This window comes from Kitasatospora sp. NPDC036934, assembly GCF_055608425.1.
Genome location: NZ_JBVJQR010000003.1, coordinates 259,585 through 286,420, shown reverse-complemented (window position 1 = coordinate 286,420; position 26,836 = coordinate 259,585). Strand labels below are relative to the sequence as shown.

The following is a 26,836-nucleotide window of genomic DNA, read 5'->3' as shown; positions in this document are numbered from 1 at the left end:
GCTGGGATCGGGCGGAGTCGACGGGATCCGGTCGGTAGCAGTCGGTATCGGTCGGTTGTGGTCGGTGGCGTGACGTCCCGGTGCGGCGCTCGTTGAAATCGGCCGGGGGCGGCGTACGCGAAACCGGGGGAGGTTCACTCACTCGGGTGGTTCTCGGTGCCCCCGGCCTAGGCCGCCAGGTCACCGACGATAAAGTTAGGCTTACCTAACTTCTTCTGGGGGTTCGCCTTGTCGCTCGCCGCCGTACCCGCTCAGGCCGCTTCGGATGCCGCCGGGGCCCCGCCCCCCGGTGAGGCCATCCTGCGCCGCCAGCGCGTCCGCGAGTCCGCCGCCCGGACGTACGCCCGCTCCTTCCCGATCGTCCCGGTGCGGGCCCACGGCATGACCGTCGAGGGCGCCGACGGCCGCCGCTACCTGGACTGCCTCTCCGGCGCCGGAACGCTCGCCCTCGGACACAACCACCCCGTCGTGCTGCAGGCGATCCGCCGCACCCTCGACAGCGGCGCCCCGCTGCACCTGCTCGACCTCGCCACCGCGGAGAAGGACGACTTCACCAGCGCGCTGTTCGACAGCCTGCCCGCCGAGTTCGCCGCCCGCGCCCGGGTGCACTTCTGCGGACCGGCCGGGACGGACGCCGTCGAGGCCGCCCTCAAGCTGATGCAGACCGCCACCGGGCGCCCCGGCGCACTCGCCTTCACCGGGGCCTACCACGGCATGACGGCCGGCGCGCTCGCGCTCTCCGGCAACGTCGCCGTCAAGGAACCGCTGCCCAGCGGCGGCGAGGTGGTCCGGCTGCCCTACCCGTACGGCTACCGCTGCCCGTTCGGGGTCGGCGGCGAGGCGGGCGCCGAACTCGGCGTGACCTATGTGGAACGGCTGCTGGACGACCCGTCGGGCGGGGTCGTGCCGCCCGCCGCGATGATCCTGGAGGCGGTCCAGGGCGAGGGCGGGGTCGTCCCCGCGCCCGACGGCTGGCTGCGCGAGATGCGCCGGATCACCGCCGAACGCGGCATCCCGCTGATCGTCGACGAGGTGCAGACCGGCGTCGGACGCACCGGCGCGATGTGGGCCGTCGAGCACAGCGGCATCGTGCCGGACGCCATGGTGCTCTCCAAGGCCATCGGCGGCAGCCTGCCGCTCGCCGTGGTCGTCTACCGCGAGGACTACGACGGCTGGCGGCCCGGCGCCCACACCGGCACCTTCCGCGGCAACACCCTCGCCATGGCCGCCGGCGCCGCGACACTGCGGTACGTCGCCGCGCACGGGCTGGCCGAGCGGGCCGCCGTGGCCGGTGCCCGGATGGCCGACCGGCTGCGAGAACTCGCCGCCGAACTGCCGGCGATCGGCGACGTGCGCGGGCGCGGGCTGATGATCGGTGTCGAACTGGTCGACCCGACCGTCGACCCCGACGCCTGCGGCGCCCGGCCCGCCGATCCGGCGCTCGCCGTACGGGTCCGGGAGGCGTGCCTGGAGCGCGGGCTGATCGTCGAACTCGGCGGGCGGCACGACGCGGTGCTGCGGTTGCTGCCCCCGCTCACCATCACCGACGAGCAGATCGCGGCCGTCCTGGAGCGGCTGGCGGAGGCGATCGCGGTGGCCTCGGCCCGGACCTCGGCGGAGGCCCCGGCGGTTGCTCCGGCCGCAGCTTCTGCCGTCGCTCCGGCCGCCCGGGGTGGGGCATGACCGACGACTCCGGGGCGGTGCCCGAACTATCCGACGAGGGAGGCGACTTGGCCGCCCTCGCCGGCGGAGCGCACGGCCCGGGGGCACTCGGCCCGCTGCTGGCCACCGTCCTCGACGCCCTGGACACCGGCACAGCGCTGCGCTCCGGACCGGTGCCCGCCGGCAGCCCGGCGGAGATCGCCGCCCTGGTCGCGGACGGGCTCTCCAGCGCCGGCGGGCGCGGCGCGCTCGCCCGGCTCACTGAACTGCTCGCCCACGGCGCCGCCGACCCCGCCGATCCGGCTTGCGCCGCCCACCTGCACTGCCCGCCGCTCGCCGTCGCCGCCGCCGCCGACCTCGCGGTCAGCGTGCTCAACCCCTCCCAGGACTCCTGGGACCAGGCCCCCGCCGCCACGGCGCTGGAGACCGCACTGCTCGCCGAACTCGCCGCCCTGGTCGGCTACGACCCGGCGCGCGCGGCCGGGGTGCTCACCTCCGGCGGCACCGAGTCCAACCTGATGGGGCTGATGCTGGCGCGGGACCAGAAGCTCGACGGCATCGTGGAGTTGGACGGCATCCCGGTCGGTGCCCGGCCGTGCATCCTCGCCTCCGAAGCGGCCCACTTCTCCGTCCAGCGTGCGGCTGCCCTGCTCGGGCTCGGCGAACGGTCCGTCCTCGCCGTCCCCGTCGACCGCCGACTGCGGATGCCCCCGCAGGAGTTGGAACGCTCCCTGGCCGAGGCCAGCTGGGCCGGCCGCACCCCGATCGCCGTCGTCGCCACCGCCGGCACCACCGACACCGGCGCCATCGACCCGCTGGACGCCGCCGCCGACCTGGCCGGCCGCTACGGCGCCTGGCTGCACGTCGACGCCGCGTACGGCGGCGGCGCGCTGCTCTCCGACCGGCTCGCCCCGCTGCTCGACGGCATCGCCCGCGCCGACTCCGTCTCCCTCGACTGGCACAAGCTCGGCTGGCAGCCCGCGGCCGCCGGGGTGTTCCTGGTCCGGCGGGCGGAGACGTACGTCTCGCTGGCGCGGCGCGCCGAGTACCTCAACCCGGTCGACGACGAGCAGGCCGGCTACCCCAGCCTGCTCGGCCGCTCGCTGCGCACCACCCGGCGGGCCGACGCGTTCAAACTCGCCGTCACCCTGCGCACCCTCGGCCGCGAGGGGCTCGGCCGGCTCGTCGACGCCTGCCACGACCTGGCGCTGGCGGCGGCGGCCGCCGTCCGGGCCGAACCCTCGCTCGAACTGCACGCCGAACCGGTCCTCACCGTGCTGCTGTTCCGCTACCGCCCGCCCGGGCTGACGGACGAGGCCGCCGTGGACGAGCTGAACGGGCAGCTGCGCCGGCTCCTGCTGCGCACCGGGCGCGCAGTGGTCGGGCGCACCGAACTGCCCGGGGACGGGCCGGGGCGGGTGCGGCTCAAGCTCACCCTGCTCAACCCGCACACCACGGCGGGGGAGGTGGGCGCGCTGCTGCGGGAGGTGGTCGGCGCGGGGCGCAAGGTCGCGGGGGAGCGGGCGGGGTAGCGGCGTCGCGGGGCGGGCGCCGGTGCGTGTCCGGCGTCGGGGGCGTGGAGCGGGGGCGGGAGTCGGGCGGGCGGCCGTCAGGTGTTCAGCAGGATGCCGCGGGTCAGCTCCCAGGAGTCCGGGTCGGCGGCGATCAGGAGGCCGTCCTCGCAGCCCGGGGCCTCCGGGCGGTACGGGCTGCCGTCCATGCGGGCCGCGACGCCGCCGGCCTCGGTGAGCAGCAGCGAACCCGGGGCGTGGTCCCAGGGGAGGGTGCGCCAGTAGAAGATGAAGTCGACCCGGCCCTCGACGACCTCCGGATACTCGATCCCGGCGGCGCTCCGGCCGGGGTCGATCTCGCCGAAGACCGAGCAGTTGGCCTCCATCCGGCGGCGGTCGGCCGGGTCGAGGAAGCGGCTCTTCAGGATGCCGGTCAGCTTCCCGGCCTCGGTGGGGGCCGGCAGGCGGGTGAGGCGTTCGCCGTCGCGCCAGGCACCGGCGCCCAGTTCGGCGCGGTAGGCGGTCGCGGCGGCGGGCTGCCAGATCCAGGAGGCGACGGTCAGGCCGCCGCGGACCAGCGAGCACATCACGGCGTAGTCGGGACGGCCCGCGACGAAGTTGGAGGTACCGTCCACCGGGTCGACCAGCCAGACGGCGGGCTCGTCGTGGATGGCCTGGGCGAGCGACGGGTCGGCGGCCACGGCCTCCTCGCCGACCACCGGGACGGGCAGCAGCTCGTGCAGACGACGGGCGATGATCGCCTCGGCCTCGCGGTCGGCGATCGTCACGATCTCACCGGGTGCCTTCTCCATCACCTCGCCGGCGCTGAGCGCCCGGAAACGCGGCTCCACCGCCTCGGCCGACGCCTCGGCGAGTATCTCCGCCACCTTGTCCATCAGCACGTTCGCGCTCCCTTCGCCGGTTACCACTTTCGCACGAGTGCGCGGAGCCGGTGTCGGCGGACGGGTGGCGGGGATTGGCCGGCGAAGAACGGGGGAGGCGGCGAACAGATGACAGATGACAGATGACAGATGTTGAAAGCTGTCAGCTGTCGGCTGGTGCCCGCCATCCGTCCGCCGACCCCCGGTGAACCGGTCGCCGTCAGCCGCCCAGGTAGTGGAAGCCCGGGCGGGGGTGCATCAGGAACTCGTGGTGCGAGATGTTCCACCCGTACGCGCCCGCCATCGCGAACAGCACCCGGTCCCCGGCCCGCAGGCCGGCCGCGCCGTCCGCCGCCCGGGCCAGCACGTCCTTCGGGGTGCACAGCTGTCCGGCCAGGGTGGCCCGGCCGGTGCCGACCGCGGGGCGGGGCCAGGGGTGCGGCCAGGCGTCCACCGGGAGCACCGTGAAGGGCTGGGAGTGCCCGCGGGTGGCGGGGGTGCGCAGGTGGTGGGTGCCGCCGCGGACCACCGCGAATTCCTCGCCGTGGCTGCGCTTCACGTCCAGCACCTCGGTCGCGTACCAGCCGCAGTAGGCGGTCAGCGCCCGCCCGGGCTCGATCCGCAGGATCAGCCCGGGGTGGGCGTCCAGCAGCTTGGCCAGGCCCTCGCCGAAGGCCGTCCAGTCGAAGCGCCGCTCCGGACCCTCGTAGTCCACCGCCATCCCGCCGCCGATGTTGACCTCGGTGAGCGGGAGGCCGTGCCGTGCGGCCAGGTCGGCCGACCAGTTGACGATCTGCTCGGCGACCGACAGCTGTTCCGCCGCCGCCAGCCCGCTGGCCAGGTGGGCGTGCACTCCGCGCAGGCGCAGCCGGTGTCCGAGCGGTCCACCGTCGGTGAGCAGCCGGACGCACTCCTCGGCCCGGTCCGGGTCGAGGCCGAACGGGGTGGGCCGTCCGCCCATCGCCAGCGGCACCGCGTCCAGGGCGTCGGTGGTCACCGGCAGGTTGACCCGCAGCAGGACGTCCACACTCGCCCCGGGCCGCTCCGCGAGTACGGCGGCCAGCCGGTGCAGTTCCTGCTCGCTCTCGACGTGCCAGCGGTGCACCCCCGCGTCCACGGCGGCGGCGATCTCGGCCGGGGTCTTGCCCGGCCCGCCGAAGGCCAGCGGAGCGTCCGGTACGGCGGCCCGTACGTGCGCCAACTCTCCGCCGCTGGAAACCTCGTAGCCGTCTACGACGGCACGCAGCGCGGTCAGTAGCGGCGCCTCCGGGTTGGCCTTGGCGGCGTAGTACAGCTCGACCCGGTCGGGCAGCGCGGCCCGGACGGCGGCGGCGTGCTCGCGCAGCGCGGCCAGGTCGTAGACGTAGGCGGGCAGTTCGTCGGGCGCGAGGTCGGCGACCCGCCGCTGGACGGTGTCGCGGTGCGCGGTGCTGCTCATCGAGGGGTGCTCCCGGTGGGAAGGTCGGTGGTCGTCCGGCTGGTCGTCCGGCTGGTCGTCCGGGTGGTCATCCGGGCGGCCTCGGCGAGCACTGAGCCGGCCAGTGGGGAGGGCAGCCGGACGTACCCGGCCTCGCGGTCGGCCTTGCGCTCCCAACGGGTCAACAGGTTGGCCTTGGCGGGCAGCGGGACGCCGGCCAGCAGCGCCCGCAGCCGGGGCGGGCGCCCGTGCGCGGCGGCGTACTCCTCCAGGGTGTCCCGGACGGTCTGCCAGAGCGCGCCCTCCAGCTCGGGGTGGCGGTCGGCGAGGGCGGCGAGCAACTCGGCGACGTGGTTGACCAGCAGGCAGTAGACCACCCGGTCCCAGCCGCGTTCGGCGTCGTAGGTCATCGGACCGGCCACCTCGGGCGGCAGGGCGGCCAGCAGCTCGGCGTTCTGCTCGGGGAGCAGCTTGGTGCCCTCCAGGTCGCGGAAGAGCACCTGCGCGGGACGTCCGTCCGGGGCGACGCCGATCAGCACGTTCTGCAGGTGCGGCTCCAGCACCACGCCGTGGTCGAAGTAGGCGGCCAGTACCGGCGGGAGGAGCAGCCGCAGGTAGTCGCGCCACCAGCCGAGGGCCCGGGCGTTGTCCGAACTCCCACCCAGCAGGCGGGAGATGTGCGCCGAGCTGGTCGGGTGCTCGTCGGCGACGGCGGCCGCGAGCAGCGGGGTGATGCCGGGGCGCAGCACGCCGCCGAGGCCCTCGCGCAGGATCAGGCCGAAGCCCTCGTAGAGTGCCTGGTCGGGCCGGCCGTCGGGGCCAGGCAGGGCGAGGGTGCGGAAGGCGGGCTCGCGGAGCATCGCCGCGTCCGGGAAGCGCCGGGCGAGGTCGGTGAGCACCGGGTCCAGCAGCCGGGTGAGTTCGACGGCTCCGGTGAGCTCGTAGGCGGCGTTCTTGCGCAGGCAGTTGGTGATGCGGACGTTGAGGCTGAACTTGAGGAAGGCGTCCGCGCCGTACAGGGTGCGCACCGAGGCGGTGGCGGCGAAGTTCTCGCCGCGCGGGCCGAGGTCGAGGACGTCGCCGCGGGCCAGGGCGGCGCGCAACAGTGGGTGTTCGCCGATGAGTTGGTACTGCCAGGGGTGGACGGGCAGCAGTCGGTAGCCGTCCGGCACCTCGCCGAGGCCCTCCAGTACCGCGCTCGCCCCGGCGTCCAGGGACTGTTCGGCGAGCAGTTCGGCGCGGACGGCGAAGTGGCGCAGCGGGAAGGCCGCGCGGGACTCGGGGGCGTAGTGACGCCAGTCGCCGCGGGCGGCGGAACGGGACTTGGGGGCAGGGTGGAAGCGGTGGCCGAACAGCAGGGCCTGCTCGGACTCCAGGTAGCGGTCCGTTCCGGCGGCCGGACGGTCGGCCAGGCCCGCGTCGACGCCCCGGTGGCTGGACGCCACCTGGTCGAGGAACTCCTCGTTCACCGTGCCGGTGCGCAGCTCCAGTTCGTCCTGGGTGTACCCGGCGAGTTCGCGCCAGCCCAACTCGCGCCAGCCGTCCGGCGTTTCCTCGTGCACCGGTCCGGTGAACCGGTGGGCGCCGAGCAGCGAGGTGCGGCGCAGGGCGACCCGCAGCAGGGTGCCGCGGCGCGGCAGGCGCAGCAGCAGCCGGCCGTCGTCGACGGCGGTCTGGTGCTCGGGTGCGGACACCTCGCGCAGTAGGCAGTTGAGCAGGGTGTGGGCCACCGCGTCGTCGGCGCCCGGCAGTTCGGCGTCGAGCAGCGCGGATCCAGGCAGTCCGTCGTCGAGCAGTTCGGATCCGGGCAGTCCGGTGGGTGCGGTGGTCGACGGGCTGGCGGGGAGCGTGGTGGGCCGGGCGGTCATCGGGGACTCCTACGGGTCAGGAGGGCGAGCAGGGCGGCGGCCAGCGCGGCGACGGTGCCGGTGACGACCGGGGCGGCCGGTCCGCTGCTGCCGTTGGCGAGCGCGGCGGCCAGTCCGGCGGCGACGGCACCGCACTTGGATACGGTTTCGCGGGTGCCGAACATCCGGCCCGGCGCGCGGCCGCGGGCGGCTTCGGCGGCGAGGACGGCGAGGCAGACCAGGCCGAAGGTCATGCCGAGGCCGAGCACCGCCCGGGTGAGGGCGAAGGTGAGCAGGGAGTGGGCCGGGGCGTGGCCGGCCAGTCCGACGGCGACCAGGGCGAAGCCCAGGGCGAGCCCGCTGCGGGGGCGCGCCTCGACGGCGGCGTGCACCCGAGCGGCGCCGATCAGGTAGACCAGGTGCGGCAGCGCGAACAGCAGGCCCGCGACCGTGCCGTTGACGCCCGGCAGCCGCTGCTGGACCAGGGTGATCAGGTACGGGAAGGAGATGATGGTGGCGAAGACGAAGGCGAACTCGAAGGTGTAGAGCAGCCTGAGCGAGCCCGGCGGGTCGGCCGGTGCGGTGTCGCGGCCCGCCCGGGCGGCGGCCGGACGGGAGGGCTCCGGCAGGGAGTTGAGCAGGACCGCGGCCGTCAGCGGCAGCACCGCCATCACCAGGTACTGCCGGTGCGGGTCGATCCACGGCGACAGCGCGCCCACCAGGATCGGCGCGGCGACCAGCGCGGCCCGGGCGCTGCCCTGCATCAGGGTCAGCGCCTTGGACAGCTGGGAGCCGTCCAGGGCCGCGGCGAGGTAGCCGTTGGTGGCGGAGAAGGTGCCGCCGAGGAGGCCCTGGAGCACCAGCGCGATGGTGAACGCGGGCAGGCTGTCGGCCGCACCGGCGAGCAGGAAGGAGACCGCGAGGCCGAGTTGGGCGCGCAGGAGCAGCCGCTTCTGGCCGAATCGGTCGGCCAGCCGGCCCCACAGCGGTGCGCCGAGGGCGGTGAAGACGGTCGGCACGATGTAGAGCAGCCCCGCCCAGTGCCCGCTGTGGTCGCCGAGACCGGGCAGGATCTCGGTGAGGTAGGGCGGCAGGCCGAGGGCCGCGAAGGAGGCGACGAAGTAGCAGGCCGCCACCGCGTGCACCTGGCGCCGCTCCAGTCCGACGGCGTCGGCCGGGCGCGGCAGCGGCTCGGCGGTCACCATGAACAGTCCTTCGGCAGCAGGTAGTTGGGCCCGTCGGTGTAGTGCTTGTTGATGTCGGCGGCGCCGCTACGCTCCTTGCTGAGCAGGGTGCCGGCGCTCACCATGGCCTTGACCGGCAGCCGTTCGGCGTCCAGCAGGGCGGTGCGCAGTGGCTGCCCGGCCGGGCCGAGGCGGTCGAGCGCCTCGGTGAGGACGGCGCGCAGCAGCTCCAGGCTCCGCTCCAGCGGCATCCGGCCGTGCTCGGCCAGGCCGAAGGCGAGCGAGGCCGTGCACAGGTGGCCGGTGATCGTGGTGAACAGGTCGGTGAGAGCCCCGTCCTGCTCGCCGAGGATCCGCGGGTCGCGGAACTCGGCGGCCATTTCGGCCAGTTCGGCGATCGGCGAGGCGGCCGTCCGGGCGGTGTTGACCCGGGGGCCGTCGTTGTCCTTGTAGAGCAGCCGCAGGCCGGAGTCGTCCAGGACCAGTGAGGTGTTCTGTTGGTGGGACTCCAGGGCGATGCCGTGGCCGAACAGGGTGGTCTGCCAGTCGACCAGCAGTCGCAGCAGGGACTCGTACAGCGCGGGGACGGAACCGTGGTGGAAGCGGTCGGCCAGGTGGTCGATCACCAGCCGCCCGTCCGGCGCCCCGGCCAGCAGGGCGGCCAACGGGACGGTGACCGCCCCGTCCAGGCCGTCCGGGTAGCGGCGCAGCAGGACGGCGAGCAACTCGTCGTCGGCGTGGGCGTAATGCTGCTCGTCGGCGTGCAGCACCCGGCCGGTGAAGCGTGGCTCCCCGGCGGCCACCGCCTCCACCAGCCGCTGTCCGACCGCGCCGTTGACCAGGGTGACCGGCTTGATGGTGCGCCGGTTGCGCAGGCCCAGGGTGGCGGTGGCGAGCGGCAGCTTGAGGTGGCAGGAAGGATCCTCGACGACGGCGACGGTGCGCATGGACAGCGTCGGCAGCACCTCGAGGTACGGCTCGGGGGCGAGCACCGCGCCGGGCGCGATCCGCGCGAAGTCCTCGCCGGCGGTGAGCGGGTGGACCGGGATTGTCTCGAACTCGCCCGGCACGCCGAGCTGTTCGGCGCTCGGCCACCAGGAGGGCAGCGGTCCGTCGCCGCGCACGGTCAGCCGCCCGGCCGGTACGGCGAGCCAGCGCAGTTCGAAGCTGGGGTGGAACTCAGGTGCGTACGAGCGCAGTTGGGGTTCGGTGAGATCGGATCGGCCGCGCGCGGTGGGGTAGACCGGATGGTCCAGGAAGGCGGCGAGTGCCTCGAAGCCCAGCGCGCCGCTCGGGCCGGTCCAGCCGGACACGTCCACGCCGTACCGTCCGGCGAGCCGGTCGAGCACCTCGGGCCGGACCCGGTCGTGCAGTTCCATGGTGACGAGGGTCTGCCGGCACTCCTCGGCGAAGGCCAGGTGGCCGGGGCGGTCCTGCGGGTCGGCGCGCTCCGCCAGCCGGGCGAGGACGGCGGTCAGGTCGGTGAGACGGGTGCCTTCCACCTCCAGGACCGGCAGCCGGGCGGCGTGGTCGCCCTGGAAGCCGTCGGGGACGACCGGGAGGGCGAGCGTGCCGTCGGTCAGCCAGGGGCCGTCGGGCCGCTGCTCCAGGACGCCGCCGGTGCGGAGGCCGAGCACGTCCTCGCGCAGCAGCGCGGACAGCACGCGCAGCGTGAGCTGTTCGGCGGGGGCGGGGGCAGGGGCAGGGGAGGGAGCCGCGGTCGGGGCCGGGGGTGCGGCGGTCAGCGCCGGGCCGGTCGGGGTCATGGGGTGATCTCCCAGCGGTTGGCGGTGATGAACTCCGCCACGGCGGCGTCCACCGCGCCCTGGTCCGGGCCGACCGCCCAGACGATGCCCAGGTAGTCGCGGTTGGTGCGGTAGAGCCCGTGCCGGGCGCCGAGTTCGCGCACCGGCAGGTAGGAGAGGGTGACGCCGTCGGCCCGTCGCTCGAAGTGCGGTTCGGGTGCGGCCGTGAGGGTGCCGGCCCGCTCCGCGCAGACCCGCTCGTGGCGGGCCCGACGGTCGGCGCGGGCGCCGAGGTCGGCGGGCAGCCGCTCGCCGAGGTGAGCGCGCAGCACCAGCTCGAAGTAGGGGATCTCGAGGATCTCGGCGAGCATCAGGTCGCACTGGTCGCCGATGGCGCGGTAGTTGACCTCGATGATGCGGGCGCGCCCGTCTGGCTGGAGGACGAACTCGGTGTGGCAGGCGCCGAGCCCGACGCCGAGGGCGTCGAGTTGGGCGAGGACCTGGTCGACCACCGGCCGGGGGTGCGCGGGGGTGAAGGTCAGCACCTCCTCGATGAAGTCCGGCGGCGGGGAGAGCCGGGTGCGGAAGCCGCCGAGGACGTGCCGGGCCCGGCCGTCGCCGAGGGTCTCCAGGGTGCACAGCTCGCCGGCCAGGAACTCCTCGACCACCAGGGTGGCGCCGGGGCGGCGCTGCTGGATCTCCTCGACGCGCTGGGCGAGTTCGGCGGCGTCGGCGACCAGCGTGACGTCCTCGCTGGCGACGCCCTCGCGGGGCTTGACGATGCACGGGAACGGCGGGTTGAGGCCGGCCGGGTCCTGCCCGGGGGCCAGCTCGGCGGAGCTGACCTGATCCAGCCCGGACTCGGCCAGGTGGCGACGCAGTTCGCCCTTGTTCTTGGCCCGCAGGGCGGCCTTCCAGTCCTTGCCGGCCAGGCCGAAGTACTCGGCTACCAGGGCGGTCTGGGTCTGCAGGTGATCGCTGTTGCTGAACACCGCGTCGGGGGTGTGGTGCTGCGATATCAGCCCGATCACCTCGCGGAAGTCCTGGACGTCGCACTCCACCACCTCGCACGCCAACCCTGCTCTGGCGTAGGCGCGTTGGTGGTCCTCGACGTGGTCGGTGAGGACCGTGACGTCGAGTCCGAGCCGGGCGGCGGCGGGCAGGAAGCCGCGGGTGACCGAGTCGGTGGTGTTGAGGGCGAGCAGGTAGAGCCGCATGGCGGTGTCCTCGGGGGGCGTGGTGACGGACGGGGGACGGCGAACAGGTGACAGGGTCTGAAATCTGTTATCTGTTATCTGACATCTGTCAGCTGAACTCTGAAATCTGTTCGCCATCAGCTGTTCGTGGAGGGCGAAGCGACGGCTACTTCGGCGCGTCCACACCCGCCGCCTTGGCGATGTCGACGAGCATCGCGTCCGCGGCCTGCACGCCGATGCCGGACATCCAGGTCTCGTCCGGCACGGTGAACACCTTGTCGTTCTTGACGGCGTTCAGGCCCTTCCAGACCGGGGTCTGCTGGACCTCGCTCTCCTTGGTCTTGGTCGGGTCGTCGGCCGTGGTGACGAACACCAGGTCGGCGTCGGCCTGGTTGATCTGCTCGGCGCTGACCTCGATGATGTTCTTGTCCACGTCCTGCGAGGCCGGGCGGGTCAGGCCGACGTCCTTGAGCACCACACCGCTGTACGAGGCCTTGGCGTACAGCCGGGTCGGGCCGGCCACGAAGCGGACCACCGAGGCGGTCGGCATCGTCCCGTTGTACTTCGCCCTGATCGCCTCGCCCAGCTTGTGCGCCCGCTCCTCGTAGTCGGCCAGCGCCTTCTTCGCCTCGTCCTCCTTGCCGAGCGCCTGGGCGTACAGCGCCAGGTTCTCCTTCCACGGGAAGCCGGTGGTCTCGGCCAGCACCGTCGGCGCGATCGCGTTCAGCTGGTCGTACACCTTGGCGTGCCGGACCTTGGAGGAGAGGATCAGGTCGGGCTTCAGGGAGGCGATCAGCTCCAGGTTCGGCTCGTTCATCGGGCCGACGTCCTTGGTGTCCTTGATCTTGTCCTTGAGGTAGTTCGGGAACCCGCCCTCGGTCTTCATGTGCGGGGACACCGCACCGACCGGGGTGATGCCGAGCAGCGTGACGTCGTCCAGCTCGCCGCTGTCCAGCACCACGACGCGCTTGGGCTGCGCCTTGATCTGGGCGGTCCCGGCGGCGTGCTTGACGCTGCGCGGGAACCCGGCGGCGGTGCCGGCCGAGGCGCCGGCGGAGGCGGAGTCGCCGCCCGACCTGGCGCCGTCACCGGTGCTGCCGCAGGCGGCTAGGAGCGTGGCGGACAGCGTGACGGCGAGGACGGCGACGGGGAGTCGGCGGTTCATCGGAGTTCCTTGGATCGGGTCGAACAGGGGGACGGGAAACGGGGGTTCGGGTCAGAGAGCGGTGGCGGCGACGGCCGCGGACGCGGCGGGCGCGGTGGCGGCGCGGACCCGGGCACGCGGCACGACCAGCGGGGTGCCGGTCTCCGGGTCGGGCACCACCCGGCAGGGCACGCCGAACACGGCCTCCACCAGCTCGGCCGTCAGCACCTCGGCGGGCGGACCGGCCGCGGCGAGCCGCCCGTCCTTGAGCACCACCAGGTGGTCGGCGTACCGCGCGGCCTGCCCGAGGTCGTGCAGCACCATGACGACGGTGCGCCCGGCCTCGGCGTGCAGGTCGGCGACCAGGTCCAGCACGTCGAGCTGGTGCCGCAGGTCGAGGAAGGTGGTCGGCTCGTCGAGCAGCAGCAGGTCGGTCTCCTGGGCGAGGGCGAGGGCGATCCAGACCCGCTGGCGCTGACCGCCGGAGAGCCGGTCGACCTGCCGGTCGCGCAGTTCGGCGGTGCCGGTGCGCGCCAGCGCCTCCTCGACCGCCGCCTGGTCGGCCTTTGACCACGGGCTGAGCATCCGCTGGTGCGGGTAGCGGCCGAGCCGTACCAGCGCCTCGACGGTGACCGCCTCGGGGGTGACCGGCTGCTGCGGCAGCAGGCCCATCCGCTTGGCGAGGGTGCGGGCGGGCATCCGGTGGATGTCGGCGCCGTCCAGGGTGACGGTGCCGGCGGCCGGGTCGAGCAGTCGTACGAGGCCGCGCAGCAGGGTCGACTTGCCGCAGGCGTTCGGTCCGACGATCGCGGTGACGGCGCCGCCGGGCAGTTCGAGGTCGAGCCCGTCCACGATGGTGCGGTCGCCGTAGCGCAGCGCGAGGTCGTGGGCGGCGAGCCGGCTGGACTCCGTGGGGCTGGTCATGAGCTGCTCCTCTGGGGAAGCCGGCCCTGGCGGATCATCAGCACCAGGAGCCAGGGCGCGCCGAGGGTGGCGGTGACGGCACCGACCGGCAGGCCGTGGACGGGGATCACGTGCAGGACGAGGAGGTCGGCGGAGAGCAGCAGCACGGCGCCGGTGAGCGCGGTGAGGCCGAGGGTGCCGGGGGTGGGCGGTCCGGCGAGCAGCCGGACCAGGTGGGGGACGGCGAGCGCGACGAAGGCGACCGGCCCGGTGAGGGCGGCGGCCAGCGAGGCGAGGGTGACGGTGAGCAGCAGCAACCAGAGCCTGTCCCGGGCGGCGTCGAGGCCGAGGCCGCCGGCCGATTCGTCGCCGAGGTCGAGGACGGCGACCCGCCGCTGGCAGAGCACCAGGGCCCCGGCGGTCAGCGCGATGGCGGTGCCGCCGATCCACACCTCGGTCCAGTTGCGCCCGTACAGCGAGCCGGTGGTCCATTGCATCGCGGAGGAGGCCAACTCGGCCGGGAACCGTACGATCATCAGGTTCACGGCGGCGGCGAGGCCCTGCTGGACCGCCAGACCGACCAGCACCAGCCGGGTCACGGCCATCCGGGAGCGCCAGGCGAAGCCGCCCAGCAGCAGCGCGGCGAGCAGTCCGCCGCCGACCGCGGCCAGCGGGATGAACTGCTGGGAGGCGCCGGTGGCGAGCATCAGCACCGCGCCGAAGGAGGCACCGCCGGTGATGCCGATGGTGTCGGGGGCGGCCAGCGGGTTGCGGAACAGCCGCTGCAGCATCGAGCCGGCCATCGCCAGTCCGGCGCCCGCGATCAGTGCCGACACCACCCGCGGCGCCCGGAACTGCTGCACCACCAGGACGTCGCCGGGCTCGCCCTGACCGAACAGGGCGCGCAGTGCGTCCCAGGCGGAGATGTTCACCTGGCCGGTGCCGAGCGCGATGCCGGTGAGCAGTACCAGCAGGGCGACGGCCAGCAGCGACCAGGCAGCGGTACGGGCCCGGCGGCGCGCGATCGCGCTCAGCGGGGCGGCGAGCGGGCTCATGCGCCCACCGCGCTCCGCCCGTCCGACGCTTCGCTCGGTGGGGGCTTCGCTCACGGTGCCGTTCTGGACGGTTCGCCCGTTCCGCGCGCTCACTTGGCCACCTTCCGGGCCAGCACCGCGAGCAGCGGTGCGCCGAGGAAGGCGGTCACGATGCCGACCTCGATCTCGGAGGGCTGCACCACGAGCCGGCCGAGCACGTCGGCGGCGAGCAGCAGCAGCGGGCCGGTGACCAGACAGCCGGGCAGCAGCCAGCGGTGGTCGTTGCCGAGCAGCGCGCGGACCAGGTGCGGCGCGGCCAGTCCGATGAACGCCACCGGGCCGGAGACGGCGACCGCGCTGCCCGCGAGCAGGACCACGGCGAGTCCGCCGACCACCCGGACCCGGGCCACCGGCACGCCCAGCGCCTGGGCGGTCTCGTCGCCCAGGGCCAGCGCGTTGAGCGCGGGGGAGACCGCGAAGGCGGCCGCCAGGCCGAGCACCAGGAAGGGCAGCACGGGAGTGAGGGTGTCCAGGTGCCGCCCGGCGATCGAGCCGGCCAGCCAGAACCGGGCCTCGTCCAGGGTGCGGTGACTGGCCAGCATCAGCGCGGAGGTCCAGGAGGTGAGCACCACGGTGAGCACCGTGCCGCCGAGCGCCAGCCGGACCGGGTCGAGGTCCCCGCCGCGGCGGGACATGGTGTACGCGGCGACGGCGGCGACGGCCGCCCCGGCGAAGGCGAACCAGACGTACTGGGACGGCCGGGACAGGCCCAGCGCGTAGATCGCGGCGACCACGGCGAGGCTCGCGCCGGCGTTGATGCCGAGGGTGACCGGGGAGGCCAGCGGATTGCGGGTGACGCCCTGGGCGACCGCCCCGGCGACGCCGAGCGCGGCCCCGACGGCCAGTCCGATGACCGTGCGAGGGACTCGAAGGCCCGTCACCACATCGGCGTCCCCGCCGTGGGCGGCGCCGGTGAGGGCGTCGACGACGGTGGACAGTGGGATGGCTCGGGAGCCCAGCGCGAGGCTCAGGGCGGCGCACACTACGAGCGCGCACGCTCCGGCGATCAGCAGCAGGGGCCGCCGGATCGCCGGGGAACGGGGCGTCGCCGGGGCCGTGGTGGCCGGCGGGTCGGTTCTCAACACGAGTCGATATCTTAGGTTAGGTTTGCCTAAGTTCGTCAAGGTCGAGTCGATGGGCGAGCGGGGGTGGCCGGTGGGGCGGCCGGGCGGTTGGTGCACCCCCTGAGGCATTGTAAGGTGAGGCTCACCTTAATCGATCACTCGGAGTCGATGTCGAACTCGGGAGCGAGCGCCGATGGTCCCCGGAACACCCCTGCCCGTCGCCCCGGCTCCGGTGCTGCCCGGCGCGTCGCCTTCAGTCGCGGACGTCGCGTCGGCTGCCGCCCCGCCCGTCGCCCCGGCTGTCACGCGGCCTGACGCTCCGGCTGCCGCGCTGGTCCGCGACTACGAGCGGCTGCGCGAACTCTGCCCCGTCCTGCGGCTGCACCTGCTCGACCCCGCCGAGCCCGACCCGTCGGCCGCCGACGGCTGGTACTCCGGCGCCCGACTGGCCACCGACGAACGGGCGTTGGCCGCCGTCCTGGCCGGCCAGGAGGCTCGCATCGCCGCCGAACACGGCTGCGCGCCCCGCCCGCACGTCACCGCCTCCCGGCTGCTCCACCACTACGCCTGGACCGCCTGCCTGCTGATCGCCGGCCCCTGGCAGCTGACCCGGCGGGTCCCCGCCGTCGATCCCGCCGACCTCTGGCTGCACGCCCCCACCGGCGAGCTCGCACTGCGCCCGCGCGGCCACGCCACCCACCCCGGCGACGACGAACTGCGCGCCGAACTGCGAGCGGCCGTGGTCGCCCACCTCGATCCGGTGCTCGCCGCCTTCGCCGGCCCGACCCGGCGCCGCGACCGCGCGCTCTGGGGCATGGTGACCGACGACCTCGCCTCCGCCGTCTGGTACCTCGGCCGGATGCTCGACGCCGCCGGGGATGCGGCGGGGGCAGGGGACGTGCCGGACTCCGGGGCCGGTGGAACCGCGGGCGAGGACGCCGCCGTGGCCGCCGCCGCAGCCCTGCTGCCCGGCGGCACCCAACCGCTGGCCGGAGCCGCCGACTTCCGCCGGCTGCGCACCCCGGACGGCCGCGAGCACCACACCCGCACCCGGCTCGGCTGCTGCCTCTACTACGCCGTCAAGCCGGCGGCCGTCGCCTGTCTGACCTGCCCGCGCACCGGTGACGAGGAGCGGCTGCGCCGGTTCTGACGGCGGGAGTTCGAAGACACGCCCTACCGCTGGGCGCCCCCGTCGCCCTCGGGCTGTCGCCGCAGCACCGCCACGCCCCGGTCCAGGTCCACCCCGAAGTGCGGCGGCGCCCCGGCCTCGGTGTCGTCCCGGCGCGAGGTCTGCTCCCGCCGCTGCTCGACCTGGATCCGCTTGCCCGGGCTGAACATCGCGTGCAACTCGTCCACCAGACCGCCACCGCCACCGCCGACCCCGACCGCGGGCCTGCTCCGGCGGTGCGGCGAGGACTCGTCCCGGACCTGCAAGCCGGCCAGCACCACCAGCCCGACCAGTACCGCCACCACGCACACCACGCCCACGACCAATCCCATGTCCGGCCCAACGCACGACCGTCGCACGGGCGTTCCCGGTTCCGGGCATCCACGGGTTACGCTGCCCACGGATCCTAAGGAGAACTCTCACCCATGACCGTGCGCGGAACCCTCGTGGACATCCCGACGGCGGACGGCACCGCCGAGGCCTACCTCACCCACCCCGACGACGGCCGGCCCTACCCGGGCGTCCTGCTCTACCAGGACGCCTTCGGGCTCCGGCCCCACCTGAAGACCATGGCCGACCGGATCGCCGAGGCCGGCTACACCGTCCTCGTCCCCAACGTGTACTACCGCAGCGGCCGGGCGCCGCTGGTCGAACTCCCCGAGCTGATCGACATCGAGCAGTGCGATGAGATCTTCGCCCAGATCGGCCCGCTGCTCCTGCCCGCCACCGCCCCGGACGTGGTGGTCCGTGACGCGGACGCCTACCTGACCTGGTTCGCGGGCTCCCCGCTGGTCACGGACGGCCCGATCGGCGTCACCGGCTACTGCCTCGGCGCCTACCTCGCCCTGCGCACCGCCATCGGCCACCCGGGCCGGGTCGCCGCCGCGGCCGGCTTCCATGGCGGCCGCCTCGTCACCGACCGCCCGGACAGCCCGCACCTGGAGGTCGGACGGGTCACCGCCGAGCTGTACTTCGGCCACGCCGACCAGGACGAGTCGATGACGCCCGAGCAGATCGCCCGGCTCGACGAGGCCCTCACCGCCGCCGGCGTCCGCCACCGGTCGGAGGTGTACGAGGGCGCCGGGCACGGCTACACCCAGGCCGACACCACCCGCTACGACGCGGTCGGCGACGCCCGGCACTGGTCGGCGCTGTTCGACCTGCTGAAGCGCAACCTGCCGGCCTGATCGCGGGACCGGCGCCCGATCGGGCCGACCCCGACCGCGCCCCGGTCCTGACCCTCGCGGCGCAGGTCGGCCGCACCGGGCCCTGCGGGGGCGCTCGCCCGGGCCGAGGCGGCCGTCCTCGCCCACCCCCATCAGCGACGGGCCGTGCTCGCGGAGGACCGGCTGTCCAACCGCGCCACCGCCCGGCTGCGCCGGCTGCGGGCCGCCGGGCCGCTGCCCGAGGTGCAGGTCACCGTGCTGAGCGCGACCGAGGGGCTGCCCCGCTCGCTGCGTGCCCGCTTCACCGCCGCACAGGCGCGGATCACGGCCGGTGCCGCCCGGGGTGTGCACAGGGTGGTGCCCGGTGTCGGGCACGCCGTCCACGGGGACCGGCCGGCGGTGGTCGCCGCGGCCGTCCGGGAGGTGTTCGAGCAGGTCCGAAACGCCCGGGACGCCGGACTTTGAGGCCTGGTGGCCCCTGCTGAGCCGAGGGCACCCTCTGGCACACTGAGTGCCGACGACCCGGGGGAGGGTCATGACACCTGGGGGCAGGGGAGATGAGTAGCGCGGGCACCGTGCTCGGCGGGCGGTACACGCTGGTCGAGAAGATCGGCGGCGGGGGGATGGGCTCGGTCTGGCGGGCCGAGGACCAGGTGCTGGCCCGGTCGGTGGCCGTCAAGATCCTCCGGGCGGACCTGTTCGAGGACGGCACCGCCGTGCAACGGTTCCGCCGCGAGGCCCAGTTGGTCGCGGCGATCGACCACCCCGGCATCGTGGGCGTGCACGACTACGGCGAGAGCGGCGAGAGCGGCGAGGGCGGCGAGGGCCGCGAGGGCCGCGAGGGCGGCGAGGGCCGCGACGAGCACTGCGCCTACATCGTGATGGACCTGATCGAGGGCCGGCCGCTGGACCGGGTGCTCAAGGAGGACGGTCCGCTGAGCGCCGAGCGCGCCCTGCGCCTGCTCGCCGAAGCCCTGGACGCGCTGCACGCCGCCCACCGGCGGGGCATCGTGCACCGCGACCTCAAGCCCTCCAACCTGATGGTGCGCGAGGACGGCGGGGTGGTCGTCACCGACTTCGGCATCGCCCGGGCCGTCGCCAGCACCAAGCTCACCGTGCCCTACGCGATCATCGGCACCGCGGCCTACATGTCCCCCGAGCAGGCCTCCGGGGAGGACACCGGCCCGGCCTCCGACCTCTACTCGATCGGCGTGGTCTGCTACGAACTGCTGGTCGGCCGGGTGCCGTACCAGGGGGAGGGCCCGCTGCAGGTCGCGCTCAAGCACGTCAACCAGCCGGTGCCGGAGCTGCCGGAGACCTTCCCGGCGGCGGTGCGGGCGCTGGTCGCGACCGCGCTGGCCAAGAGCCCCGAGGACCGTTTCGAGAGCGCCGCCGGGATGGCGGCGGCGGCCCGGGTGGCGATCGGCCTGCCGGGTGCGGCGCGGAAGGCGGCGGACACCGCGACGATCGACCTGCGGGAGGGGGCGGCGGCCCCGGCGGGCGTACCGGCGGTGGTCCCGGGCGGGGCCGCCGCTCCGGCCGGACCGGAGCAGGTGGTGAAGGTGGACCCGCGGGCGGAGACCGAGCCGGGCCGGCGCCGTTCGCGCCGCACCCTGCTGCTGCCGGTCGTCGTCCCGATCGTCATCTCGGTGGGCACGGCGACCGCGCTTTTCGTCGACCGCGGCCCCGGCAGTGCCGACGCGGCCGCGCCGCCGGCCGCCCTACCCACCGTGGTGGTGACCGTCCCGGCCGCCCCGGGCACCACCGGCGAGGCCGCCACCGCCTCCGCGCCCGCCACCCCGCAGCCGACCGACACCCCGTCGGGCACCCCCGCTGCAGGCCAGCCGACGGCTGGCGCCCAGGTGCCCGTCCCGGTGCCGACCCAAGGTGGGAACGGCGGTGCGAACGGCGGCGGACCGGGGCACGGCGGCGGTACCAACCCCGGCGGGGGCACGAGCCCGGGCGGTGCTGCGAACCCCGGTGGCGCGGCGCCCGGCAGCTCCGCCGGCGGCCAGGCCAACCAGCCCGCCGGCGGGGGCGGCACGGCCGACCAGCCGCCTGCCAAGCCCGGCAACTCGACCTCGCAGGGCGGCGGTTCGGGTAGCGCGTCGACGGGTGGCAACCCTCGGCCGCCGTCCTGCGGCGGCGGCAACTGGAGCTCCATCGTCAGTGTCCGGGACGGTCGTCCGATCGGGATGCGTGACGACAACCTGAACGGGGACAACCCGCTCGTCCTCGGCGGCGCCTCGCAGTACGGCTGGGTGCGGTCCACCGATCCCGGCAACTGGATCCTGTTCAACGCCTGCAACAGCGGCGGCCCCCAGCTGGTCCAGACCATGGACGGCAAGGTGGTGTTGAGCAACGGCTTCAGCTTCCTCACCCGGTGGACGGTCCGGGCCGGCAGCACTGCGGGGTCGTACACCCTGGCCGACTACCAGAACCAGTCCTGCATGACGGACAACGGGCCGGGCAACGTCGTCACCATGGTCGCCTGCACGCCCGGGAACACGGCCCAGGAATGGCGGCTGCAGTGACACACCGCCATGGCGGTGCGGTGCTCTGCCCGGCGTGCCGGCCGAATCTCTAGCAGACCGTCGTTCGGCGGGCAAGGGTGGCCGGTGGCGAGACCTCGCCATCCGGCTGTCAAGGGTATGTATGAAAAGTTCTACAGAGATGTAAAAGTCGACCGGCCCGTGATCAACAATGATCAACGGCGCTCGCCGGATTGGCGGTCGACGGGAGATCGGCCGTCGATGCAGGCGGTTCGGCGCTGGTTCGAATCGGAACCCCCTGCAAGACGCCGTGGATTGCCCCGATTTGACCGACCTTTGAATTCCTTTACCAACTGGCGGGACCTGGCCAATAACTGAGGCAGACCTGTCAATTCACCTGCTGGATTGTCATGCTTCTGGTCATCCCCCAGCGGTAGCCCCCACCCCCACCCCTCGGTGGCGAGCCGCTCGACCGTACGGGGTTTCAGCACGTCAGCGCCCGTTCCGCCCCACAGGTGCCGACCCCGGCCCCCGGGACGTGGTGCGACCGCGCCCACACGCGGTTTCCCGGAAGGACTCGCCCGTGAAGCGAAAGCTCGCTGCTGTAGCCGTACTCTCGGCCACGGCCATGTTGACCGGTGTCGTCCAGGTGAGCACCACCGCCGCCGTCGCCCAGGCCGCCCCCGCGGCCCCCTCGCTGCAGGCGCAGGCCGCCCAGCAGCACGAGGCCGTGCTCGCGGTGGCCAGCGGCCAGTCCGCGCCGCTCGCCAAGACGCTCGGCCTGGGCTCCCAGGAGAAGCTGGTCGCCAAGGACGCCATCGTCGACAAGGACGGCACCCGGCACCTGCGCTTCGAGCGCACCTACGCCGGCCTCCCGGTGATCGGCGGCGACCTGGTCGTCCACCAGAAGGCCGACGGTGCGGTGAAGTCGGTCGACAAGGCGGTCGCCGCCCAGATCGCGCTGCCGAGCCTGAGCCCGAAGATCCCGGCCGACAAGGCCGCCGACCAGGCCTCCGGCACGGTCAAGGCCACCATCGGGCAGACCATCGACGCCGACGCGTCCCCGCTGGCCGACGTCCACCAGGTCGGCAAGGCCCAGCTGGTCGTGTGGGCCACCGACGGCACCCCGCGGCTCGCCTACCGCACCACCGTCGAGGGCGTGCGCGCCGACGGCACCCCGAGCGCCCAGATCCTGGTCACCGACGCGGCCGACGGCAAGGTCCTCTCCACCCACGAGAAGATCGAGACCGCCGCCGGCACCGGCACCGGCATCTTCGTCGGCAAGGTCGGGCTGAACACCAACCAGAACGGCTCGCAGTACGAGCTCAAGGACACCAGCCGCGGCGGCCAGTCCACCGTCGACATGAGCAACAGCGAGTCGGGCAGCGGGTCGCTCTTCGCGAACACCAGCAACAGCTTCGGCGACGGCACCAACAGCAACCGCGAATCCGCCGCCGTCGACGCCCAGTTCGGCGCTGCCACCACCTGGGACTTCTACAAGAACACCTTCGGCCGCAACGGCATCCGCAACGACGGCGTCGGCGCCCTCAGCCGGGTGCACTACGGCTCCAACTACGTCAACGCGTTCTGGAGCGACGACTGCTTCTGCATGTCGTACGGCGACGGCAGCGGCGACGCCGCCCCGCTCACCGAGATCGACGTGGCCGGCCACGAGATGAGCCACGGCGTCACCGCGGCCACCGCCAACCTGAACTACTCGGGCGAGTCCGGCGGTCTCAACGAGGCCACCTCCGACATCATGGGCTCCATGGTGGAGTGGTACGCCAACCTGCCCTCCAACCCGCCGAACTACTGGATCGGCGAGCTGATCAACCTGCGCGGCGACGGCAGCCCGCTCCGCTACATGGACCAGCCCAGCAAGGACGGCTCCTCGGCCGACTCCTGGGACGCCAACGTCGGCAACCTGGACGTGCACTACTCGTCCGGTGTGGCGAACCACTTCTTCTACCTGCTGTCCGAGGGCAGCGGCGCGAAGACGATCAACGGGTTCAACTACAACAGCCCGACGGCCGACGGCTCCTCGCTCGCCGGCATCGGCCGCGACAAGGCCGCGCAGATCTGGTACAAGGCGCTGACGGCGTACTTCACCTCGACGACCGACTACGCGGGCGCTCGTGCGGCCACCCTCAGCGCGGCATCGGACCTGTACGGCGCGAACAGCGCCGAGTACAACGCGGTCGCGGCTACCTGGACCGCGGTCAACGTCAACTGACTCGGGTCTGAACCGGGTTCGGGCCTGAGTTGGGCGGGCCCGGCCCGGGGCACGCCCGAGCGGGGTCCGGCCGGACTGTGGGTGCCGAACGGCCGGACCTGACGGCGGGGGCGACGGTGTGCGGACCACCGTCGCCCCCGCCGTCGTCCGTGCTCGACTGCCCTGCGGGGCCGTGGTTTCGGGTGGCTGACGGTGGGGTGGCCGACGGCTGGCTGGCTGGCTGGCTGGCTGGCTGGCTGGCTGGCTAGCGGGCGGGCAGGCGGGGGCGGGTGGAGGCGGTGGTCAGGCGAGATCCTGGGCGACCTCCCAGACGTGTCCCGCCGGGTCGGCGAAGGCCGCCGTCCGCCGACCCCACGGCCGGTCCACCGGCCCGTTCAGCAACGCGACCCCGCGCTCGGCCAGTTGGGCACAGACCGCATCCACGTCCGGCACCCGGACCGTGAGCAGCGCCCGGACCCCCGTGGCGGGCGCTGCCACCGGGGCCGGCTCGACCAGTTCGGGCGCCTGGTCCGCCGCGAGCAGATTTACCAGCAGGTTGCGCAGCCGGACGACGGCCGAGGCGTCGTCCTCGTAGATCACCGGGAGACCGAAGACCTCCTGGTAGAAGGCCTTCGTGGCGGGGACGTCCGCCACGAAGAGCGTGATGACTTCCAGTTCGTCCAGATCGGTGTGATCGGTGTGATCGGTGTGATCGGTGTGCACGGGTGCCTCCGGTTGTCGCGGGTTCACGGCGAGGGTGGCACGGGGGACTGACGGTTCGCGAATGACGCCACGTCAGTTCGCCGCTGCGGTGCCGATGTACGGTCCTGGGCGGCGAGGACGGCGTCGGCGTGGACATCGGCCCAGGCGCCGAGCGCGCGGATCGGACCGAGCAGCGCGACGCCCGCCCCGGTCAGGGTGTAGTCGACGCGGGGCGGGGCCTCGGCGTAACGGCGGCGCTCCACCAGGCCGTTGTACTCCAGCCGTCGCAGCGTTTCGTTGAGCACCTTCGGGCTGATTCCGCCGATCCGGTCCAGCAGCGCGCGGGGGCGCATCGGGCCCTGTTCGCCGAGGACGTACACCACCACGCTGTCCCAGCGGTTGGCGATCACCTCGAAGGCCAGCCGGGTGCGGCAGTCCGCGGCGAACACCCTGCCGCCCAGGTCGCTGCCCGGGGCGCCGTCGGGGGCGTCGTCGGGGGCGCTGTCCGGCCGGTCTTCGCTCGCGTCCTCGGTCCGCATGCCGTCATCCTGCCCGATCCGTTGCACACCCGGCGGTGTGCATCGACCCCTCTAGCGTCCGGAGTACGGCACAGGACGTGATGTGAGGAGTGGACGGACCATGCGGATCGGCATTCTCGGGACGGGAGCCATGGCGGCCGCGCTCGGCGGGGCCTGGGTGCGGGCCGGGCATGAGGTCCTGGTGGGCGGGCGGGACGCGGACGCGGCCCGGAAGCTCGCCGGGGCGATCGGCGCCTCGGGTGGCGGTGGCCTGGCGGAGGCGGCGCGGTTCGGGCAGGCGGTGCTGGTCGCGCTGTCGGCCGGGGTGGCGGAGCAAGTGGTCGGCTCGCTGGCCGGTGAGCTGGCCGGGCGGGTCCTGCTGGACTGCACCGTGCCGATGGCTCCGGGGGCGGGCGGGCCGAGCCTGACCACGGAGGGCGGCACGGACTCCATCGCCCGGAGGCTCGCTTCGGCAGCTCCGGCGGCGCGGGTGGCCAAGGTGTTCGGGATCTGCCACGAGAGCATCTGGTCGCTGCCGCGGCCGAGCTTCGAGGGCGCGCCGCTCGGCGTCCCGTACTGCGCGGACGATCCGGCGGCCGGTGCGCTGACGGCCGAATTGGTGGGCTCGATGGGTTGCACGCCGGTGCCCTGTGGCGGGCTCGACCGGGCCGGGCTGCTGGAGGCAGCGGCGGTGTTCGCGATCGGGGTGTGGTGGTCCGGCGGCGAGGCCCGGGAGGTATTCCCGTCGCCCGCGCTGGCCCCGGGGGCGGTGGACGACGTCGCGTAGCGGGGGAGGGGCGGGAGCCGGGGGACGGCCGGCGGGAAACAGGGAACGGATGGCAGCGAACGGATGACGGATGACAGATGACAGGGAACAGATGACAGACGTTGAAATCTGTCATCTGTTCTTAGTCCGGTGATCGTCCCGCCGTCAGGCCAGGTCCCTGCGGATCTGGTCCAGGACCAGCCCGGCGCCGGTGTAGCCGATGCCGAGCATCCACAGGTTGTCGTCCACCTCGAACACCCGGCCGTTGCGGACGGCGTCCAGGTTCTTCCACAGCGCGCCCTCGGTGATCCTGGTGTGGTCGGACTTCGCCGGGTCCCCGTACAGCGAGTAGAAGATGACGTCGGCCGCGGCCTGGTCCACCTGCTCGGGGCTGATCTCCAGCGAGAAACCGGGCTTGCCCTGGTTGGCCGGGCGGCCGAGCCCGAGGTCCTTGAACAGCGAGCCGACGAAGGTGTCGTCGAGGTAGAGCCGGGTAGGGGCGCCGGCCAGGAAGCGGGCCATCTCGACCCGGGTGGCCGCCGCCTTGGCCGGCCCGCCGAGCGCGGTGACCACGTCCCGCAGTTTCGTCCGGTACGCCGCGTCCGCCGCCTCGACCTCGGTCTGCCGGCCCAACGCCTCGGCGTGCAGCCGGGCGTTCTCCTGCCAGGTCGGCCCGGTGGTCCTGGACAGCACGGTGGGCGCGATCCTGGACAACTGGTCGTACCGCTTGTCGTCGCGGACCTGGTTGCTCAGGATGAGGTCCGGCCGCAGTGCGGCGATCGCCTCCAGGTTGGGCTGGCCGATCGCGCCGACCGGCTTCGTCCCGGCCAGCCGCTCGGCGGGCAGGTACCCCGGGAAGGGCGCGCCCGCGCTGACCGTGGTGGCGCCGACCGGGCTCAGGCCGAGGGTGACCACCGAGTCCAGGGCGTCGGTGTCCAGCACCACCACCCGTCTCGCCCGGGCCGGTACGGCGCTCTCGCCGCGCGCGTGCCGGACCGTCCGGGTGTCGCCGGAGCCGGACGAACCGCCGCCCGGTGCGGGGGAGCCTGACCCGCAGGCGGTGAGCGCCAGGCCCGGGGCGAGCCCGGCGGCGAGGCCGAGCGCGGCGCGGCGGCTGAGGGTTCGGGGCATCAGCGGCTCCTCCAACGGGCGGGCCTCCAACGGGTGGGCCTCCGCCGGGCGGATCCCCCCACCGGTCGCCTCCCCCAAGTGGCGTACGGGGCCCCGGAATCCCTGCCCGCTCGGTGGCCCCGCTACGCCTCGGTGCCGTACTCCCGTCGCTGGCGCAGCAGTTCGTGGTACTCGGCGCGCACCCGGCGATCCATCGCGAGGGTGAACTGGGCATCGGCGACGGTACGGGCGAGCGGTCGCACCCGCAGGATGCGCTCGGTGAGCCGGGCCGCCTCGCCGGGTGCCAGCGGGGTGTCGCCGGAGAGCACGCTGAGCAGGTGCTCGCTGACCACCTCGATGAAGATCTCGGCGATGGCGTCGACGTGCTCCCGGGTACGCCGGCTGGCGTCGAGGACGGCGGAGAGCGGCACGCCCTCGGCGACCAGCTCGGTGGTGGCGTCCATCAGCCGGCGGCTGACGTGGGTGATCCCGTCGTCCTCCACCGTGATGTAGCCCTGGGCGATGGACTCGGCGGTGTTCTCCTCGGTGAGCTGGTCCCCGAAGGCGGTCTTCAGCTCGTCCCACTCCAGCCGGACCGGGGTCTCGTCCGACCAGGGGGCGACGATGGCGGCCTCGAGGCCGATCAGCTCGGCGACGTCCCGCCCGCGCTCGCCGGCGCCGATCAGTTCGGCGATCCCGCCCAGGGTGTGGCCGCGTTCGAGCAGTTCGCCGATCATCCGCAGCCGGGCCAGGTGCTCCTCGCCGTACCAGGCGATCCGGCCCTCCTTGCGGGGCGGTTGGAGCAGTTTGCGCTCGCGGTAGAAGCGCAGGGTGCGGGTGGTGATCCCGGCCGCTTCGGCCAGTTCCTCCACCCGGTACTCGCGTTTTCTGTCGCCCGCAGCAGCTCTGACCTTGTCCACGGCGATCAGCATAGGTCCGTCGGGTCGGCCCGGGAGCGTGCGGGAGCTTCGGGAACTTCCGGTGAATCCGGGCTGTCGCGCTTCTTCCATCCGGTGTCAGCAAGGGCTACCCTGCCAACCATGCCAGTGATTAC

23 protein-coding genes are annotated in these 26,836 nt (G+C 73.8%); 8 read left to right on the top strand and 15 right to left on the bottom strand.

Translation table 11 applies throughout. The features are described from left to right. Window positions 1-228: 228 nt before the first annotated feature. On the top strand, window positions 229-1,683 hold the full coding sequence (locus ACZ7BZ_RS06360; protein WP_470357357.1) for a diaminobutyrate--2-oxoglutarate transaminase: 1,455 nt from the start codon (window positions 229-231) through the stop codon (window positions 1,681-1,683). Further along, the gene (locus tag ACZ7BZ_RS06355; protein WP_470357356.1) at window positions 1,680-3,194 is read left to right on the top strand and encodes a pyridoxal phosphate-dependent decarboxylase family protein; all 1,515 of its coding nucleotides are present in this window, start codon (window positions 1,680-1,682) and stop codon (window positions 3,192-3,194) included. The genes ACZ7BZ_RS06360 and ACZ7BZ_RS06355 overlap by 4 nt, the downstream gene beginning before the upstream one ends. Window positions 3,195-3,271: 77 nt before the next feature. Here ACZ7BZ_RS06355 and ACZ7BZ_RS06350 read toward each other — a convergent pair whose 3' ends face one another. The 10 genes from ACZ7BZ_RS06350 to ACZ7BZ_RS06305 all read right to left on the bottom strand — a co-directional run bounded on the left by ACZ7BZ_RS06350 (window position 3,272) and on the right by ACZ7BZ_RS06305 (window position 15,669). Continuing rightward, window positions 3,272-4,069, bottom strand: coding sequence for an inositol monophosphatase family protein (locus tag ACZ7BZ_RS06350; protein ID WP_470357546.1), 798 nt, complete (start codon window positions 4,067-4,069; stop codon window positions 3,272-3,274). Window positions 4,070-4,274: 205 nt separating this feature from the next. Beyond that, a complete protein-coding gene (locus ACZ7BZ_RS06345) occupies window positions 4,275-5,492 on the bottom strand; it encodes a type III PLP-dependent enzyme (protein ID WP_470357355.1) in 1,218 nt (405 codons plus the stop codon). Next, on the bottom strand, window positions 5,489-7,339 hold the full coding sequence (locus tag ACZ7BZ_RS06340; RefSeq protein WP_470357354.1) for an IucA/IucC family protein: 1,851 nt from the start codon (window positions 7,337-7,339) through the stop codon (window positions 5,489-5,491). Before ACZ7BZ_RS06340 ends, ACZ7BZ_RS06345 begins: the two co-directional genes overlap by 4 nt. Then, window positions 7,336-8,523, bottom strand: a complete 1,188-nt coding sequence (locus ACZ7BZ_RS06335; protein WP_470357353.1) for an MFS transporter — start codon at window positions 8,521-8,523, stop codon at window positions 7,336-7,338. The genes ACZ7BZ_RS06340 and ACZ7BZ_RS06335 overlap by 4 nt, the downstream gene beginning before the upstream one ends. Then, window positions 8,517-10,268 carry an IucA/IucC family protein gene (locus ACZ7BZ_RS06330; protein ID WP_470357352.1) on the bottom strand — a complete coding sequence of 584 codons (1,752 nt, stop codon included), beginning with the start codon at window positions 10,266-10,268 and terminating at the stop codon, window positions 8,517-8,519. Before ACZ7BZ_RS06330 ends, ACZ7BZ_RS06335 begins: the two co-directional genes overlap by 7 nt. After that, on the bottom strand, window positions 10,265-11,464 hold the full coding sequence (locus tag ACZ7BZ_RS06325) for an ATP-grasp domain-containing protein (RefSeq protein WP_470357351.1): 1,200 nt from the start codon (window positions 11,462-11,464) through the stop codon (window positions 10,265-10,267). The genes ACZ7BZ_RS06330 and ACZ7BZ_RS06325 overlap by 4 nt, the downstream gene beginning before the upstream one ends. A gap of 145 nt (window positions 11,465-11,609) precedes the next feature. Continuing rightward, entirely contained in the window at window positions 11,610-12,608 is a 999-nt protein-coding gene (locus tag ACZ7BZ_RS06320; RefSeq protein ID WP_470357350.1) for an ABC transporter substrate-binding protein, read from the bottom strand. A gap of 51 nt (window positions 12,609-12,659) precedes the next feature. Continuing rightward, window positions 12,660-13,511 carry an ABC transporter ATP-binding protein gene (locus tag ACZ7BZ_RS06315; RefSeq protein WP_470357349.1) on the bottom strand — a complete coding sequence of 284 codons (852 nt, stop codon included), beginning with the start codon at window positions 13,509-13,511 and terminating at the stop codon, window positions 12,660-12,662. Then, window positions 13,508-14,545: a FecCD family ABC transporter permease gene (locus ACZ7BZ_RS06310; RefSeq protein ID WP_470357348.1), complete on the bottom strand. Its 1,038-nt coding sequence runs from the start codon at window positions 14,543-14,545 to the stop codon at window positions 13,508-13,510. Before ACZ7BZ_RS06310 ends, ACZ7BZ_RS06315 begins: the two co-directional genes overlap by 4 nt. 89 nt (window positions 14,546-14,634) lie before the next feature. Beyond that, on the bottom strand, window positions 14,635-15,669 hold the full coding sequence (locus ACZ7BZ_RS06305; protein WP_470357347.1) for a FecCD family ABC transporter permease: 1,035 nt from the start codon (window positions 15,667-15,669) through the stop codon (window positions 14,635-14,637). A 172-nt stretch (window positions 15,670-15,841) separates the two neighbouring features. Here ACZ7BZ_RS06305 and ACZ7BZ_RS06300 point away from each other — a divergent pair, with 172 nt between their 5' ends. After that, window positions 15,842-16,798 (top strand): (2Fe-2S)-binding protein, encoded by a 957-nt coding sequence (locus ACZ7BZ_RS06300; protein ID WP_470357346.1) that lies wholly within the window; start codon window positions 15,842-15,844, stop codon window positions 16,796-16,798. Between the two features lie 23 nt (window positions 16,799-16,821). Here ACZ7BZ_RS06300 and ACZ7BZ_RS06295 read toward each other — a convergent pair whose 3' ends face one another. Beyond that, complete coding sequence (locus tag ACZ7BZ_RS06295) at window positions 16,822-17,148, bottom strand: DUF6191 domain-containing protein (protein WP_470357345.1); 327 nt, start codon at window positions 17,146-17,148, stop codon at window positions 16,822-16,824. A 93-nt stretch (window positions 17,149-17,241) separates the two neighbouring features. On the opposite strand from ACZ7BZ_RS06295, the gene ACZ7BZ_RS06290 reads away from it, so the two are divergent. The 4 genes from ACZ7BZ_RS06290 to ACZ7BZ_RS06275 all read left to right on the top strand — a co-directional run bounded on the left by ACZ7BZ_RS06290 (window position 17,242) and on the right by ACZ7BZ_RS06275 (window position 22,707). After that, a complete protein-coding gene (locus ACZ7BZ_RS06290) occupies window positions 17,242-18,003 on the top strand; it encodes a dienelactone hydrolase family protein (RefSeq protein WP_470357344.1) in 762 nt (253 codons plus the stop codon). A gap of 144 nt (window positions 18,004-18,147) precedes the next feature. Next, on the top strand, window positions 18,148-18,447 hold the full coding sequence (locus ACZ7BZ_RS06285; RefSeq protein WP_470357343.1) for a hypothetical protein: 300 nt from the start codon (window positions 18,148-18,150) through the stop codon (window positions 18,445-18,447). A 92-nt stretch (window positions 18,448-18,539) separates the two neighbouring features. Continuing rightward, window positions 18,540-20,516 carry a protein kinase domain-containing protein gene (locus ACZ7BZ_RS06280; RefSeq protein ID WP_470357342.1) on the top strand — a complete coding sequence of 659 codons (1,977 nt, stop codon included), beginning with the start codon at window positions 18,540-18,542 and terminating at the stop codon, window positions 20,514-20,516. A 541-nt stretch (window positions 20,517-21,057) separates the two neighbouring features. Continuing rightward, a complete protein-coding gene (locus ACZ7BZ_RS06275) occupies window positions 21,058-22,707 on the top strand; it encodes a M4 family metallopeptidase (protein WP_470357341.1) in 1,650 nt (549 codons plus the stop codon). Window positions 22,708-22,989: 282 nt separating this feature from the next. Here ACZ7BZ_RS06275 and ACZ7BZ_RS06270 read toward each other — a convergent pair whose 3' ends face one another. Together ACZ7BZ_RS06270 and ACZ7BZ_RS06265 are read right to left on the bottom strand one after the other, a co-directional pair. After that, window positions 22,990-23,409: a VOC family protein gene (locus ACZ7BZ_RS06270; RefSeq protein ID WP_470357340.1), complete on the bottom strand. Its 420-nt coding sequence runs from the start codon at window positions 23,407-23,409 to the stop codon at window positions 22,990-22,992. A gap of 23 nt (window positions 23,410-23,432) precedes the next feature. Further along, window positions 23,433-23,927 carry a winged helix-turn-helix transcriptional regulator gene (locus ACZ7BZ_RS06265; RefSeq protein ID WP_470357339.1) on the bottom strand — a complete coding sequence of 165 codons (495 nt, stop codon included), beginning with the start codon at window positions 23,925-23,927 and terminating at the stop codon, window positions 23,433-23,435. Between the two features lie 100 nt (window positions 23,928-24,027). On the opposite strand from ACZ7BZ_RS06265, the gene ACZ7BZ_RS06260 reads away from it, so the two are divergent. Then, complete coding sequence (locus ACZ7BZ_RS06260) at window positions 24,028-24,693, top strand: NADPH-dependent F420 reductase (protein WP_470357338.1); 666 nt, start codon at window positions 24,028-24,030, stop codon at window positions 24,691-24,693. A gap of 144 nt (window positions 24,694-24,837) precedes the next feature. On the opposite strand, the gene ACZ7BZ_RS06255 is transcribed toward ACZ7BZ_RS06260, so the two are convergent. Continuing rightward, entirely contained in the window at window positions 24,838-25,803 is a 966-nt protein-coding gene (locus ACZ7BZ_RS06255; RefSeq protein ID WP_470357337.1) for an ABC transporter substrate-binding protein, read from the bottom strand. A 122-nt stretch (window positions 25,804-25,925) separates the two neighbouring features. Beyond that, on the bottom strand, window positions 25,926-26,714 hold the full coding sequence (locus tag ACZ7BZ_RS06250; protein ID WP_470357336.1) for a MerR family transcriptional regulator: 789 nt from the start codon (window positions 26,712-26,714) through the stop codon (window positions 25,926-25,928). Window positions 26,715-26,836 lie beyond the last annotated feature (122 nt).